This is a genomic window from Paenibacillus sp. JT22N7 (assembly GCF_059383875.1).
Genome location: NZ_JBXENY010000015.1, coordinates 77,978 through 91,297 on the forward strand (window position 1 = coordinate 77,978; position 13,320 = coordinate 91,297).

General features: G+C 50.6%; 13 protein-coding genes. 4 read left to right on the forward strand and 9 right to left on the reverse strand.

All coding sequences use genetic code 11. The features are described 5' to 3' along the window. Positions 1 to 13 precede the first annotated feature (13 nt). The 7 genes from gnd to AC50Y5_RS29970 form a co-directional block, all read right to left on the reverse strand. Positions 14 to 1,426, reverse strand: a complete 1,413-nt coding sequence (gene gnd / locus AC50Y5_RS29940) for an NADP-dependent phosphogluconate dehydrogenase (RefSeq protein ID WP_056038723.1) — start codon at positions 1,424 to 1,426, stop codon at positions 14 to 16. 281 nt (positions 1,427 to 1,707) lie between these two features. After that, complete coding sequence (locus AC50Y5_RS29945) at positions 1,708 to 2,304, reverse strand: YkzI domain-containing protein (RefSeq protein ID WP_056038727.1); 597 nt, start codon at positions 2,302 to 2,304, stop codon at positions 1,708 to 1,710. 217 nt (positions 2,305 to 2,521) lie between these two features. Continuing rightward, positions 2,522 to 4,249 carry a DUF4179 domain-containing protein gene (locus AC50Y5_RS29950; protein WP_056038730.1) on the reverse strand — a complete coding sequence of 576 codons (1,728 nt, stop codon included), beginning with the start codon at positions 4,247 to 4,249 and terminating at the stop codon, positions 2,522 to 2,524. Continuing rightward, on the reverse strand, positions 4,203 to 4,760 hold the full coding sequence (locus AC50Y5_RS29955) for an RNA polymerase sigma factor (protein WP_056038733.1): 558 nt from the start codon (positions 4,758 to 4,760) through the stop codon (positions 4,203 to 4,205). Before AC50Y5_RS29955 ends, AC50Y5_RS29950 begins: the two co-directional genes overlap by 47 nt. A gap of 189 nt (positions 4,761 to 4,949) precedes the next feature. Beyond that, a complete protein-coding gene (locus tag AC50Y5_RS29960; RefSeq protein WP_056038738.1) occupies positions 4,950 to 6,101 on the reverse strand; it encodes an ABC transporter permease in 1,152 nt (383 codons plus the stop codon). Beyond that, positions 6,094 to 7,254, reverse strand: a complete 1,161-nt coding sequence (locus AC50Y5_RS29965; protein ID WP_494865128.1) for an ABC transporter permease — start codon at positions 7,252 to 7,254, stop codon at positions 6,094 to 6,096. Before AC50Y5_RS29965 ends, AC50Y5_RS29960 begins: the two co-directional genes overlap by 8 nt. 10 nt (positions 7,255 to 7,264) lie before the next feature. Continuing rightward, positions 7,265 to 8,209: an ABC transporter ATP-binding protein gene (locus AC50Y5_RS29970; protein WP_494865130.1), complete on the reverse strand. Its 945-nt coding sequence runs from the start codon at positions 8,207 to 8,209 to the stop codon at positions 7,265 to 7,267. 228 nt (positions 8,210 to 8,437) lie between these two features. On the opposite strand from AC50Y5_RS29970, the gene AC50Y5_RS29975 reads away from it, so the two are divergent. Genes AC50Y5_RS29975 through AC50Y5_RS29985 form a run of 3 tightly spaced genes read left to right on the forward strand, consistent with a single transcriptional unit; the run spans position 8,438 to position 10,991 of the window. Further along, complete coding sequence (locus tag AC50Y5_RS29975; protein ID WP_056038746.1) at positions 8,438 to 9,613, forward strand: sensor histidine kinase; 1,176 nt, start codon at positions 8,438 to 8,440, stop codon at positions 9,611 to 9,613. A gap of 15 nt (positions 9,614 to 9,628) precedes the next feature. Continuing rightward, positions 9,629 to 10,324: a response regulator transcription factor gene (locus AC50Y5_RS29980; protein ID WP_056038749.1), complete on the forward strand. Its 696-nt coding sequence runs from the start codon at positions 9,629 to 9,631 to the stop codon at positions 10,322 to 10,324. A 4-nt stretch (positions 10,325 to 10,328) separates the two neighbouring features. Next, a complete protein-coding gene (locus tag AC50Y5_RS29985) occupies positions 10,329 to 10,991 on the forward strand; it encodes a DUF1054 domain-containing protein (protein WP_056038751.1) in 663 nt (220 codons plus the stop codon). Positions 10,992 to 11,126: 135 nt separating this feature from the next. On the opposite strand, the gene AC50Y5_RS29990 is transcribed toward AC50Y5_RS29985, so the two are convergent. Beyond that, the gene (locus AC50Y5_RS29990) at positions 11,127 to 11,402 is read right to left on the reverse strand and encodes a hypothetical protein (RefSeq protein WP_494865133.1); all 276 of its coding nucleotides are present in this window, start codon (positions 11,400 to 11,402) and stop codon (positions 11,127 to 11,129) included. A 194-nt stretch (positions 11,403 to 11,596) separates the two neighbouring features. Here AC50Y5_RS29990 and AC50Y5_RS29995 point away from each other — a divergent pair, with 194 nt between their 5' ends. Beyond that, on the forward strand, positions 11,597 to 11,902 hold the full coding sequence (locus AC50Y5_RS29995; RefSeq protein WP_056038755.1) for a DinB family protein: 306 nt from the start codon (positions 11,597 to 11,599) through the stop codon (positions 11,900 to 11,902). A 237-nt stretch (positions 11,903 to 12,139) separates the two neighbouring features. On the opposite strand, the gene AC50Y5_RS30000 is transcribed toward AC50Y5_RS29995, so the two are convergent. Beyond that, positions 12,140 to 13,315, reverse strand: coding sequence for an MFS transporter (locus tag AC50Y5_RS30000; protein ID WP_056038762.1), 1,176 nt, complete (start codon positions 13,313 to 13,315; stop codon positions 12,140 to 12,142). Positions 13,316 to 13,320 lie beyond the last annotated feature (5 nt).

The following is a 13,320-nucleotide window of genomic DNA, read 5'->3' on the forward strand; positions in this document are numbered from 1 at the left end:
TGCAAAGGCTCGATTAAGATTGAATCCAGTTGTAGTGGAATGTGCCTTCTTTGTCCAGACGTTTGAACGTATGAGCACCGAAGTAGTCGCGTTGTGCTTGAAGCAGGTTCGCAGGAAGACGCTCTGTACGGTAGCTGTCGAAGTAAGCAAGCGCGCTTGCGAATGCAGGTACCGGCGTACCGTTCGATACAGCCACGGAAACCACTTCACGCCATGCGCCTTGGTACGATTCAACGATTTCCTTGAAGTAAGGATCAAGCAGCAGGTTGCGCAAATCCGCATCGCGGTTGTAAGCATCCGTAATGTTTTGCAGGAAGCGGGCACGGATAATGCAGCCGCCGCGGAAAATTTTCGCAATTTCGCCGTATTGCAGGTTCCAGTTGTACTCATCGGAAGCTGCACGCATTTGAGCAAAACCTTGTGCGTACGAGCAAATTTTACTTGCAAACAAAGCTTTGCGTACGGATTCGATGAATGCCGCTCTGTCGCCTTGGAATGGTTGTTTTGCAGGACCGCTCAGCACTTTGCTAGCTGCTACGCGCTCTTCCTTCATAGCAGACAAGAAGCGAGTAAATACGGATTCTGTAATGATGGAAAGTGGAACGCCCAAATCAAGCGAGCTTTGGCTTGTCCATTTGCCAGTACCTTTTTGACCAGCGGAGTCCAAAATCACGTCAACCATCGGCTTGCCTGTTTCTTCATCGTATTTCGAGAAGATGTCAGTTGTAATTTCGATCAGGTAGCTGTCCAGCTCGCCTTTGTTCCACTCGCTGAAAATGCTGTGAAGCTCTTCAACGCTAACGTCAAGCACGTTTTTGAGCAGGTCGTAAGCTTCGCAGATCAGCTGCATGTCGCCATACTCAATGCCGTTGTGCACCATTTTTACATAGTGGCCTGCGCCGTCTGGTCCGATGTATGTGCAGCAAGCGTCGTCGCCGACTTTTGCCGAAATAGCTGTAAGGATTGGCTCAACCAGCTTGTAAGCTGACTCTTGTCCGCCTGGCATGATGGAAGGGCCTTTCAATGCGCCCTCTTCGCCGCCGGATACGCCCGTGCCGATGAAGCGGATGCCTTTATCTTCAAGCGCTTTGGAGCGGCGCTGTGTATCAGGGAAATAAGCGTTGCCGCCGTCGATAATGATGTCGCCTTTGTCCAGATGCGGCAACAGGGAGTCAATTGTAGCATCAGTACCCGCGCCTGCTTGTACCATGATCAGGATTTTGCGCGGAACTTCAAGCGATTGTACGAACTCTTCAACTGTATAAGCAGCAACGAGGTTTTTGCCTGCTGCTTCCTGGATCAGGTCATCCGTTTTCTCGCGGGAGCGGTTAAATACCGACACCGTAAAGCCTCTGCTTTCAATATTAAGGGCCAAGTTTTTGCCCATGACTGCCAAGCCAATTACACCGATTTGCTGTTTAGACATCTGGTTCTTCCATCCTTTGTTATTGTATTTGGGTCAACAATAGCTCTATTTTACTCCTTTTGTGCAGAGAAGAAAACTAGTAGGGTTTAAAAATATAATCAAAACACCATCAGTTTTATTGACCGCTTTAGAAAGTTTACCTTATATTGCGCCAGAATGCGACCTTCCACTAGCAAACATTGCCTCCATCCGGGCTATATTAAAAAAAAAACGGGAATAACCGCAATGGCTACACCCGCTTTATCTATTTTGTACAACCTTTGTTCTCAAATAGACGGCGTTTACAATTCGAGTTGCAGCATTTCCAGCCGCAGCTCGCCAAGCTTTGCTTTTGACGAAAGGACAGCAGCCTCATCTACAGCTTCCAGCGCTTCATACAGAACGGACAGCTCGTAATCAAGTTCATAGCGCAGCACCTGGGCGCGCTCCTCTGCTCGTTTGGATTGAAAAGCTTTGATCATTTCTTCCATGGTCACAAGCGGCTTCTTCTGATAAATAATCCGATGTTCCATACCGGACACCTCCACAAGTCGTATAATCTCACCGAACATAATGCTCTCAATGACGATTTGACGATCCTTCATTCGCTTGACCACCGCATGACCTCTGGAATCATTAATGAGCTTTTCCAGCAGCTCCGACAACCTCTCGTCCCGGATTAAATAGTCTCCCACCATCTTGTAGCTATCCTTCATCCGCTGAAACTTAAGCTTCACCAGCTTGCGGCCTGTTCGAATCGAGATGAGAAACTGTACCTCCGTTTCGCTCCAATACAAGGAGTACCCTTCCTGAATGAGATCGCGGATGAGATTTTGGATTTGCCGCCGTTCAAATCGCAGCTCCAAATTGCAATACTCGACTTCGTGGCTCTTATTCACGGCAATCCCTCCTTCAAAACAGTGTCGTAACACCTTTCACAAATTTGACTAAATGTTCTGACAATTTTGTCTTATTTCTATCTTATACTCCATCTTATGTTCTGGCAACTTGGATTATTGACTAATTTTAAAGCGAAAGTGGATTTTGGGTAAAAAAATAATACAAGCCGCCCCTAAACCGGGGCGGCTGTCAGCGTGAGCAGCAGCTTCTACGCGCTTACTGCGGCAATATAGACGTACGGAGTTCCTTGTCTGGCGCATCCGTCGTATAGTAATACATGTGCAAATCAAGATTGTCTCCATCGTAGTTCCGGAAAACCTCCGTCGAGCTGTTAATGCCATCGCCAGAGAAATTCGCGGTCAATATCTCGCTAGGGAAGCTTTTCTTACCTTCCAGTCGGTACGTCTGGTTGACGCCGCCGAACGTCTTGTCATCGCTTTCGTTTTGGACGAACACATCCGCCCCTTTGCGGTAATAGGTCCACTTAACCTCGTAGCCGCCTACTTCCGTTGTCATGTGCTGCTTCTCTTCGGTTATGCTGCTCAGGTGAATGACAGCATCCTTGTCCGTATGCTCTGTTACCTCATAGCTTTGAATGAGCGTAATCGGCGTCTGCTCTGTAACAGTAAGCCCCTGTGGACGCTCAAACCGGATAGAATTGGTATACGGGTCGTCGCTCCCCCAAAAATGGCCTTCCAGTATGGTTCCTCCCACATCAAGCTCATAATTTTTGAAGGAATACTGCATATATTTTTGCTCATGGCTAGTAGCAAGCCTAATTTGAGTTGGTGTAATGACAACCTGATCAATATTAAAACTGCCTTGCGGCAAATCAATCGGCAAATGAACATCACGTTTAATCGTACCGGCTAGCATTGCCTGTTTATCGAGCTGAAGCGGGAGATTCCATTCCCCCTCAATACGATTCTCTTCACGTGCGTAGCTTAGGCTATACGTTATATTGCCACTCTTTAATTCGCTTTGTTTAAAATATTGCTGCATCGTATATTCACCATTAGGCCCCGGTTTCCCAAATGTACCGCTGCGGCTTGTTTTAATCGGCGTGTCCCCGCTCTTGACGGTCAGCTCTGGGTAAGCATAGCCCGACACGGTTTTATCTGTAAAGCTGAGCGCGGAAGATAGCAAAACCTCGTCTCCATTTTGCTTGAAAAGCTGGACTTCCAGCTTGCCCATTCCATCCTTATCCAAATTAAAAACTTGTATGCCATCGCTTGCTAAGTCCAGTTCAATGGGAAGAGACGCGTTTGAGATGAAGCTTGCCTCCGACGCCGTAAAATCCACCTTATCAACTAACTGCTCTGGCGTCCATTCCGTCTCGAAATAACCGCGGTACGATTGGCTGGCCTCATCCCAGCCTCTCATTGAGTAGTTGCCATCAATCGTTTTACCGTTTGAGTCCGTCAAATGCATATTTGTGAAGGATAAATAACCGTCCTCCCCATCTGGTGGAACGAGGCTGTACAGCAGCACGGTACGATTGTCATCAACAACCGCTGTATGAATCGTAAACGTTGCATCGTCCTGTACTGCCGACTTTTCAATATTTTGTCCCATCCCTTGAGCTAATGCCGATTGAATGCCGCTTCTGCCATTCAGCAGCTGAATCCAGTCCATTTGATAGGCAAAAACCGGAGTCGCCGCAACTAAAGCAACGGCTGCTGCTATAAATAGACCGCGCTTCAGGCTGCGCGGCTTCCGCAAAACGCGCACAGATTCGTGCCCGGATGCTGCTGCACTAGATTTTCCTTGCTGCAAGCCTGCTCCGTTCAGCTGAGAACCCTCTGTTAGGGCAGCCCCTTTGCTGCCAATGGCTCCTTCAACGCCTGCTTGCTCAATCCGCTGCCACATCGCCTCAAAATCCGGATAGGCTGGCGGTTTAACTTCTTTTAAACGCTGAATCATTTCGTTCTCTGATGGCTTCATAGGACAGGCCTCCTTGTTTATTATGGGTCGAACTGCTTTCCAGCGACTGCTTCATCAGCTTCAGTCCTTTGTGCAGCCGCGATTTCACCGTGCCTACTGGAATACCTAGAATGTCTGCTATTTCTGGCAGCGTCTGCTCCTGCATATAGCGCAGCGCTATTACTGAGCGAATTTTCAGCGGCAGTTGCTGCACAAGCCTGCTGTATTCTTGATCCGTTTCCCGCTTCTCGACTACCTGCTCCACCGTTTCCGGCTGTCTGCGAGACAGCCATTCGCTTAAGCTTTCTTTAAGCCTCCCATTTTTGGAGCGGCGGATTGCATTCAGGCAGCAATTGACTGTCAAGCGCAGCAGCCAAGCTTTAAGCTGCTCCACCTGCCGCCATTCCTTGCGGAATGCTGTCACGAATACTTCCTGGCATATATCTTCCGCATCCGCTGCATTTCTGAGCATGTAGTAGCATGTTTTATAGACGTCCTTGTTATATTGCTCAAACAGCTCTCTTTCCGTCATAACCCGCTTTCCCTCCTCTCGCTCTCGCCGTGTACACCCTATTAACAATTAACGGAGTCAAAAGGTTCACTTTTCGCTCTCTAAATAATTCCACGCAAAAATAGTGCAGGCCCTCCCCACCAGCAAGCTGCGCCAGTGAGCAAGTACATGCACTATTGTAAATGATTCAATAGAGAAGCTGAATCCCCGTTATTGCTGGCTTGGGCGTAGTACAGCCGCGCCGAAAATAAGCAGTACGACAGCGAACAGCATTAAAATCAATATCGGCTGCGCAATGTCTAAGAGCCCGGCGCCTGTGCTCAGCCGGTCAATGGCTTGCAGCGCCCATTTTTGCGGCATGAAATTGGCCAGCTTCTGCAAAAATTCCGGCATCATCGACAGCGGAAAAAAACAGCCGCTGATCATCGAGGTAGGCGAGACAATGAGCAAATTGATTTGGCTGAGCTGATGGGCATTTCGCACGAGCCCCGCCACAGCCGTCATCACGCCTATTGCCGCCAGCATAAAGCATTCCAATACTAAAAGCATCGCACCGAAGGAAACGCCTGGCGAATAGCCAAATACAAAATAAGTGAGCGAGAGCACCAGCACAAGCTGAATGGTGCCGACCAATATGCTGCCCAAATAATTGCCTAGAGCAATATCGAAGGCGCGAAGCGGCGCCGTGTACATGCGCTGCATCGTCCGCATTTCCCGATCCTCCATTATAAAGCCGACAGACTGGCTGACCAGCAGCATGAGAAAAAGCAAAATCGATCCAATCATAATCGGATTGGCAGCCACTACCCCTAGCTTCATCGGAGTATGCTCTACGCTGACCGCAGGCTTCGCCTGCTGCTCCAGCAGCTCGCTCAGCTTCCCCGCATCAGGAGCAGCACCGCCAGAGGCTGCTAGCAGCAATTGTACGGAAGCCGCCATGCTGCTAGCCTCAGCCTCAAGCGAGGCTAGCAGCGAGGCATTCCACAGCTGCTCTGTCCAGCGATACAGCACCGGCTGTGGCTGCTCGCCGGCAAGCAGCCGCTCCGTGAAATCGGCAGGAATAAAAATGGCCGCATCCGCGTCACCAGCAGCAACGGCTTCCCTGAGCTGCTTGCCCGTCAAATCCGTCTGTATGCGCACCTCATAAAGCGAGTCCTGATTCACAATGTTCAGCATATAAGCGCCGAAAGCTCCTCGATCCGCATTGCTGACCGCAATAATTTCTTTATCCGCTTGCAGGCTGCTGAACAAGCCAGCGATAACCGACAAGGCAATTGCAGGAAGCAGCACATTTAGAAAAAAGCCCCGGCGCGTCCCCATCGTTCTGCGAATGAGCTGCATCGCAATTGGCAAGCTACGCATGCTGCTTCACCACCTTAGGCAAACGAATAATTGCAAAAATAGCAAGAACGGCGGCTATAGCAGCCAATATACCGATATTTTGCCAAACGAGAACGCGGCTCGAACCATCCATTAAGCCGCGCAGAGCAGCATTCGCCCAAAAATTAATATTCAGCTTGCTGATAAGGCCGAGCTTGTTCTGAATCATCGCAACCATGCCCCCGCTTAAAAAAGTCATGCTGAAAATAATCGTGTTAAACAGCGTCTGCATCGTTTTGACGGTTTTGGCAAAAGAAGCTATCGTCAGTGCTAGTCCAGAGCCCGCGATAATGGTCAGCAGTGAGATAAGGGCGATTCCCCAGTAAGCCCCTCCCCAATCGACGCCGTAAACATACTTGGTAAAAACAATAATAATAATCGTCTGCATCACGCCGAGCAGCGCCGCACCGCTAATGATGCCCGCTACAACTCTATTAAACGACGCAGGGATGCCATATAAGCGCTGCAAGGTTCCTTCTCTTTTTTGCCGCAGCAGTGAAACCGCTCCCGTCATGCCGCCATACTGCAAAAACATGACCAAATAAGCGACAGAATAATATTGGATAGCCGATACAGAGCCGAAGGATTGGTCTGACCCGCCGCCCAGCGTCTGCACTTTAACGAGTGCAGCTGCATCCGTCTGGCGGCTCTCCAGCCCGGATAAGCTTTCAGGCCCAAGCACCTTGAAGGCCGCCACCTCCATGTTCACCTGAGACAGGTACGAACGAACGATAGAATGGGCCGCAATATTTTTACTCCCGTCATGACCGTCGAGGGTGTGCCAGCTTACGCTTTCTCCCGCTGCAAGCTTGGCGGAATAATTAGCAGGAATGATAACGCCGTAATCGGCTGCTCCATCCTGCACCGCCTCCCGCACCTCAGCCTCTGAGGAGAGCGCTGCGGGACGAACGTATGGGAGGATGTCAGCTCCTTGCCAGAAAGCATCTACACCTTCGCGCATCGCCCCTTGATCGGCATTGTATACCGCCACCTTCGCTGGTTTGATTTCGCTGTCAAAAGCGCTGCCAAGCAAATAGATGAGCAGCAGCGGGAGACCAGCCAGCACAACAAGCAGCGCGTGCATTCGGATCAATTTTATCCATTCATAGGTTAATGTAATCCACCAAGTCCGCATGTTCCGCCCCCTATTCATCGCGCAGCGAGCGGCCGGTTAACTGGAGGAACAAAGACTCCAAATTCGGTTCGACGCGGGTCAGCTGGCGCAGCGAAATGCCGTGCTTTTGCAAAATAAACAGCAAATCCTGAAGGACAGATGGCGAATCCTTCACGGTAACCTCAAGCCTTCTCTGGCCGTCCTGCTCGTCTATCTGCTTGACGGCCGGATGCTCGCTCATCTCCTTCGCCGCAGCTGGATGGGCCTGATCGACTTCAAAAATAATGCGCTCCTCCTGCCCGACCTGCTGTCTGAGCTGCTCCTTGCTGCCGCAGGCAATAAGCTTGCCTTTATCGACAATGCCAATTCGCGAGCAAATCGCATCCACTTCCTCCATGTAATGGCTCGTGTATATAATGGCCGAACCCAGACGGTTAAGCTCGCGCACCGACTCCAATATATGATTGCGGGACTGCGGGTCGATGCCGACCGTCGGCTCATCCATAATAATAAGCTTCGGGCGATGGGTAATCGCGCAAGCAATGTTCAGTCTCCGCTTCATGCCGCCTGAAAACGTTGACGGCTTGTCTTTTGCCCGCTCCAGCAGCCCGACAAACTGCAGCGACTCCTCCACCCGCTGCTTCAGCAGCTTGCCTCTGAGTCCATACAATTTTGCGAAAAAAGCTACATTTTCCCAAGCGGTCAGCATGTCGTAAATCGCCAGCTCCTGCGGCACCAAGCCAATGAGGCGCTTAACGTCCAGCGGCTGCTTGCGGATGGAATATCCGCCAACGGTAATTTCCCCGCTACTCAATGGCAGCAGCCCCGACAGCATATGGATGGAGGTGCTTTTCCCCGCTCCATTAGGCCCAAGCAGTCCAAATATTTCGCCTTCGCCAATATCAAAAGTCAAATGGTTGACGGTAATGGTGCTGTCATATTTTTTAACGACATCTTTAAATGTTACTAGGCTCATCAAGCGCTCATCCTCCACGTTTATCATCTTGTGTCCATTATAAAACGCCGCCTCACGAGCATACAGCTCTACAAAGTCACAAAATGAAGGTGACGAAAGTCATATCATTGGCTCCGGCTGTATACAGCCGGTTTTTGGCGGATTATGCTATAATGAAACGATATAAATTAAAATGAAAAAACGCCTTAGGACGATAAAAGCCTAATGCGCTGCGGGAGCTAATCCGATATGAACGTACCGTTTCACTGGTTTCGAGGCCTATTAATTGCTGGACCCGCAGTCATCAGCGTATTCTCGATTTCAGCTGCAAGCTATGCCTTTTATACAATAGGCGTACTGATAGCTTTGTCCCTCATTAAACTAGGTTCGCTGTTTCCGAAATACACGGCGTTGATTTTGTTGATAGAGCTGCTTGGCTTCGGATCGTTCGCCTATCATTTTGGCGGCGTCTTGTTTCTGCTCCCCTTCTCTACTTTAATAGCAGCCTTAAGCACGAAGCCCTCAGCTGGCATGGCCGCATTATGGACCCTGGCTGGAGGGGCATGCCTCTGGATCGCCATGCACGAACAAGCGCCGGGCATGATGGCTGCTATGCTGCTGCTGTGGCTGACGATTGCGGCGGTGCTGCAGGCTGCCCAGCAGGTAGAGGACAAGCGCAGCCAAGTGGAGACGCTGTATGCAGCACTTGCGCAAAGCCATGAGGAACTGGAAGCCGCAAGGCGCCGCATGCAGAGCTACGCCTCGCAGATTGAGCAGTACGCGCAGACTGAAGAGCGCAATCGCATTGCGCGGGACATTCATGACGATCTCGGGCATCGCTTGATTCGGGTGAAAATGATGTCCGAGGCCGCGCTGCATCTGTTCCAGGCAGACCCTGCCCGCGCGCAGGCGACGGTCGGGCAAATTCGCGACCAGCTGCAGGACAGCATGGAGCGGATGCGCCAAACGGTGCGCAGGCTCGCAGTGCCTAGCGAAGGAGACTCGAGGCAATATGCGCTGGACCGACTCGTTACAGATTCCGGCGAAGCGCTCGGCATCGCAGTCGCCTTTGAGGTGCAGGGAAATCCGCGCCCCCTCTATCCAAGCATGGAATTTATTTTGTTCAAAAATGCGCAGGAAGCCATTACGAATGCGGTTCGCCATGGCGGCGCTACAAGGGTAAAGGTAACGCTGCTTTTTCAGCCGAACACCGTAGCCCTAACGATAGCCAACAATGGGGCTGTGCCCGAAGGGGCCATAACAGCAGGGCTTGGCATGCGCGGCATGCGGGAGCGCATTTCATTAATCGGCGGAAAGCTGTCCTGGCAGTCGGAGGTTGGCTTCAGCGTGACGACTGAGCTCCCGCTGCTAGGCGGCAGTGCTGCTAATGATGCAGGCGAGCGACAAGCATTTGTGAAAGGATAGGAGGAAGCCGCTGCCATGATTACGGTATTGATTGTAGATGACGACCCGTTCATTCGGGAAAGCATGCAGGTTATTTTGCAGCTTGACCCGGAGCTCCACGTTGCGGGGGTATGCGCCGACGGCAAGGCGGCCGCTGAATTCGTGCAATCAACGAAGGTTGACGTCGTGCTGATGGATATTCGCATGCCTGGCTGTGATGGCGTCGAAGGCACACGGCTCATTCGGGCACAGGAGCAGCCTCCTGCCGTCCTCATCCTGACCACCTTCGATGATGACGATTATATTGTGCAGGCGATCCGCTGCGGCGCTGGCGGCTATTTGCTGAAGAACGTACCGCCAAGCCGCATTATTAACGGCATTAAAACCGTACATGAAGGCTCGCTGCTCATTCATCCCGATATCGCCCGCAAGCTGGCGGGCATGATTACGATGCCAGAAACAGAAGAAGCTGCAATAACTGAGCTTTCTTCAGAAGAGCAGACCAGCAGCGAGCTTGCGGCACGTTACAGCTTGACGCAGGCCGAGCAGCAAATTATTCGACTCGTGGCCGAGGGGCAATCCAATAAGGAAATTGCCGCATCGCTTTTTTTAAGTGAAGGCACGATCAAAAACTATATTTCCGATATGCTTCACAAGCTGGGGCTGCGGGATCGCACGCAAATGGCGATTTTTTATTTGAAATTATCATTCATTCCAAGCAAGGAGAGATAACCATATGACCATAAATACAGTAGCAAACAGCACGACCGAATTTACAGGATTTACACAAGAGGACTTCGATGTGTTTCAGCTTCAGGGATTAGCGGAGCGCATGGCGGGAATCCAGGAAAAAATCCAGCCTAAGTTCCACGCCATTGGCGAGCGCTTGCGCACCGAGCTTTCCATGCAGGCAGGCGACGAAATGTTTCTGCATGTAGCAAAGCATGCCCGCCGTTCCGTAAATCCGCCTAAGGATACTTGGCTCGCCATTTGCAATAATAAGCGCGGCTATAAGGCGCATCCTCATTTTCAACTGGGCCTTTTTGACGATCATCTATTTATATGGTTTGCGCTCATTTACGAGACGCCGAATAAATCCCGCATCGCTTCCGCTTACTTGAATCAGCTTGATGAGGTAATCGCGCAGGTTCCTTCCTCTTATGTCATTTCGCTTGATCATACGAAAAAGGAATCCGCTGCCGTCAGCGAAATGTCGGATGAGCAATGGAAGCATGCCCTCATCCGCTTCCGCGACGTGAAGAAGTCAGAGCTGCTCATCGGTCAGCATATTGCGGCTGACGACCCGATTTTGCGTGATGGCGAAGCACTTATGAAGCTTGCTTCCTCAACCTATGAATCGCTGCTGCCGCTGTATCGCCGCTCGCTCGTGCAGGAATAAGACGCATAAAAGTATCGCACATGCTAAAAGCCGCTGCCCTTGTCTATTGCAAGGTGCAGCGGTTTTTTGTTGATCAGCAAATATTTCGGACATGGGAGTTGATGGCCTGAAAAGTAAGTGTTAGCCTATCGCTGATCATTTCGATAGCTTGCTTTTCAGCAGCCTTGCCGAGTAGTATGCAGCTACTCCAAACAGCATGACAGGCAATACCTGCAGCCACGCCCAAATAGGAGTGTTGTCCACCCAGCCTACGGTTACGTTTTTCTGCAAGTAGTCTACAGATGCATATTGTTCCATGATGTCGGGGACGTAATGTTTTGTCATATATATGCCTCCGAGTATTTGCACACCATAAAAAACAATGACAAAGGCAGCTCCCGTAAGCAATGCGCGAAAAATCGGTTTCTTCATTACCTTCTCCTCTCCTTGTAATCATATCCTCATATTACCATATATTTATTTTTAAAAAATAAAACTCTGTCCCTTTATCCTCAAAAAAAAGCAGCTCTAAGTATTCATTGCGGATGCCCAAAACGACCGAGACAAGCCTTTCCACTCCATCACGTTTATAGTACTATCACTATATAAGGGAGGAGAGTTAATTTATGGTGAAACAACTGATCATCGGAGACGCCATGCATGAGCTGGCCAATACACGCCGAATACTGGAGCGCTTGCCCGAGGAGCATATGGCGTGGAAACCGCACGAGAAATCGATGACACTCGGAGGGCTCGTCACGCACCTGGTCAACCTGCTGAACTGGCAATTAGCTATGCGGGCGATCGCGCTCCGCACCTTTGGACTCAGCCATATGGTTCACCACCGGGCTCAGCTTGGGGTTTATTACCGCCTTCTCGATATTCCGGTGCCTGGCCTCTACGGTACTTCAGCCGACGAAGAAGGCAAATAAATGAAGCTGCACCGAACAGTCGCGGGGCATCGGCATGATCGCCTGTACTCTGCGACTATTTTATTCGGGACGATTTTCGGGCTAATCGTTTTTTTGTCACATATGAGTGCCCCTTTTTCTCCCGCCAGACCGCCCAGATATAGAGATTCCCCATTTCTTCTGCCCCCAGAAAAGAAAATAGAGCTGCCCGAAGGCAGCCCCAAAGAAAGTGATGATATTTGAAGCACACGAGAAATATTAAGCTTGCGCTACAGCTTTCTTTTTATCCAATTGACGGAATTGCGCGAGCAGCAGCAGCGCTGCCAGACACAGAATGCCTCCGGATACATAAGGAAGCCTCAAATCCAGTGTAAACAGGAACGTTCCCGCCAGCGGCCCAGCAATACGCCCCAAGCTGTCCATCGACGAGCTTAGGCCAGAGGCAACGCCCTGCCCAACTGTCGTCTTCTGAGTAATTAATGACGTTACACAAGGGCGAATGAGCGCATTGCCGATGCCGAACACGGCCAAGGAAAGGGTTGCCCACCAAAGCGAATGCGCAGCGAGCAGCATGAAAAAGCCGATGCTCGATATAACTAGCCCGATGGCAATGTATTTGCCCTCTTCGCCAGCTTTGATCCTTCTGCGCACGACACCACCTTGAATTAAAGCCCCGACAAAGCCGCAGACGAAAAATAAAATCCCAACCTGCAGCGGCGTTACATCAAAGCGCCTCATGCCGAAAAACTGCAAGGTCGCTTCTAATCCCGCCAGTGTAAAGGTAACGAAAAACGCAAGTATGTACAAATATTTAAGCGGCCCGGTAAATGCTTTCCAGCGCGACTCTCGGCGGCTCGCCCCGCTGCGGCGCTGCTCCGGTGTCAGCGATTCCTTGAGCTTGGCCCATGCAAGAATGAAAGTAATCAGCGCAAGGATGGAAGCTGCATAAAACGGCATCTCCAGCGACACGAGGCTCAGCAGACCGCCAAATCCCGGCCCAATCGTAAAACCGAGGCCGATTGACATGCCAACCAGTCCCATGCCCTTGGTGCGCTCCTCGGGCGTTGTAATATCCGCTACGTAAGCAACAATAACCGAAGTCACTGCACCGGAAAATAACCCTCCCAGCACACGGGACAAATACATCAGCGTCAAATTGCCCGACGACAAGCCGAATAATACAAAGCTTAAAGCGAAGCCAAGTACGCCAATGAGAATGATAGGCCGTCTGCCGATTCGGTCAGACAAGCTTCCCCAAACTGGCGACAGCACAAACGATACGGCCGAATACACCGCGAGCATCAAACCCGTATGCGCCTCAGCGCCAAGCGGATCTGCTGCTTTAATAATTTCGGGCATGACCGGGATAATAATCCCGAAGCCAATAAATGTTGTCATTAAGGTAGCCATTACAATTAACAAGCGTCTGTCCATTAAGC

Excerpts from the sequence above, each read along its gene's own strand:
- AC50Y5_RS29960 (WP_056038738.1), bottom strand. The coding sequence starts at position 6,101 with ATGCGTAGCTTGCCAATTGCGATGCAGCTCATTCGCAGAACGATGGGG.
- AC50Y5_RS29955 (WP_056038733.1), bottom strand. The coding sequence starts at position 4,760 with ATGACGGAAAGAGAGCTGTTTGAGCAATATAACAAGGACGTCTATAAA.
- AC50Y5_RS29990 (WP_494865133.1), bottom strand. The coding sequence starts at position 11,402 with ATGAAGAAACCGATTTTTCGCGCATTGCTTACGGGAGCTGCCTTTGTC.
- AC50Y5_RS29950 (WP_056038730.1), bottom strand. The coding sequence starts at position 4,249 with ATGAAGCCATCAGAGAACGAAATGATTCAGCGTTTAAAAGAAGTTAAA.
- AC50Y5_RS29975 (WP_056038746.1), top strand. The coding sequence starts at position 8,438 with ATGAACGTACCGTTTCACTGGTTTCGAGGCCTATTAATTGCTGGACCC.
- AC50Y5_RS29995 (WP_056038755.1), top strand. The coding sequence starts at position 11,597 with ATGGTGAAACAACTGATCATCGGAGACGCCATGCATGAGCTGGCCAAT.
- AC50Y5_RS30000 (WP_056038762.1), bottom strand. The coding sequence starts at position 13,315 with ATGGACAGACGCTTGTTAATTGTAATGGCTACCTTAATGACAACATTT.
- AC50Y5_RS29970 (WP_494865130.1), bottom strand. The coding sequence starts at position 8,209 with ATGAGCCTAGTAACATTTAAAGATGTCGTTAAAAAATATGACAGCACC.
- AC50Y5_RS29985 (WP_056038751.1), top strand. The coding sequence starts at position 10,329 with ATGACCATAAATACAGTAGCAAACAGCACGACCGAATTTACAGGATTT.
- AC50Y5_RS29980 (WP_056038749.1), top strand. The coding sequence starts at position 9,629 with ATGATTACGGTATTGATTGTAGATGACGACCCGTTCATTCGGGAAAGC.
- gnd (WP_056038723.1), bottom strand. The coding sequence starts at position 1,426 with ATGTCTAAACAGCAAATCGGTGTAATTGGCTTGGCAGTCATGGGCAAA.
- AC50Y5_RS29965 (WP_494865128.1), bottom strand. The coding sequence starts at position 7,254 with ATGCGGACTTGGTGGATTACATTAACCTATGAATGGATAAAATTGATC.